Consider the following 1046-nt stretch of genomic DNA (forward strand, 5'->3'; position numbering starts at 1 on the left):
AGACTGCCCGCAACCGTTCACTTTTCGAGCGCCGAAAGTGACCAGGATTCACGCGCCGCCGACAAGATTGATTTCACGTATCGTCGCTCCGATGCTGCCCTCCGCAGGCTGGAAGTTCTCGAAGCTTGAACGGGCTCGGGCGGCGTTGAGGGGAATCAGGCAGAACGCGTAGGCCATCGCGAAGTGCGTCGCCTGCGGTTGAGCCTCGTGGAATCTCTGCGCCATCTGTAGGGCGGTTTCGTATTGCCGCCCTTCCAGGAGTCGTGCAAGAGCGGCGATCGAAGAGTCACCCAACTCGCGCTGCTCGAATTCTTCGTCCACACGCCCGATTAGCTTGGCTCGCAGAGCGCTATTCAGCATCTCGGCCGTGACGGCTCGCTCCTGCAGCAGCGCAAGGGGCACGCCAGCCGCGCTTGCTGTTTCGCTGGGATCGGAGTTCAACATCTGCTCCCATTGGAGCGAGGTCGCGCGCCACTCGGGCACGTAGGTCAGAGTGAACCTTTCCGTGACCCAGTGCGTGACATCCTTCCCGCCGGGCAAGACCAAGTCCCTCGGTTCGCGTTCGACGTGGAGATAATCATCCACTCGCCAGCTCACGATGTGTCCCATGGCGGCGTTGCGGATCCACTTCTCCGCGGTCGCGCCTACATCTCCGGCTAGAGCGACGGAGGCGATGTGCGGAGGAAGCTCGTTCTTGTGACGCGCGAGGGAGGGGTCCTCTTGCAACAGGGCGACCCACGGTGCAAGGACATCTGGGACCTCCACTCGTTCGATGTCCTCAGCCACAGATGCGGCCCAGAACATGGCAGCGTCACGCACAATCAATTTCACGAGGTCGCGGGCAAGGCCTGTACGAACGACCGCGTCTGCGCTGAGGCCACGCTCACCGAGCCGTGCCAACGAGGTTGTGATTGAGATTGATCTCCACCACGGATTTGACGTCGGTGGTGTGAGCAGGAGGTCCCGTGCCGTCCGAAGAAGCGCACTAGGCCGTGTTGCTAAATCCATTGCAAGGCTGCGGAGAGGCAGAGCCCGGCTGCGTATGA

1 protein-coding gene is annotated in these 1046 nt (G+C 61.7%); it reads right to left on the minus strand.

The features are described from left to right. Positions 1 to 48: 48 nt before the first annotated feature. Positions 49 to 786, minus strand: coding sequence for a hypothetical protein (locus AS96_RS14445; RefSeq protein ID WP_155947613.1), 738 nt, complete (start codon positions 784 to 786; stop codon positions 49 to 51). Between the last annotated feature and the right edge of the window lie 260 nt (positions 787 to 1046).

This window comes from Microbacterium sp. MRS-1 (assembly GCF_000585455.1).
In the GTDB taxonomy this organism is placed as follows: domain Bacteria; phylum Actinomycetota; class Actinomycetes; order Actinomycetales; family Microbacteriaceae; genus Microbacterium; species Microbacterium laevaniformans.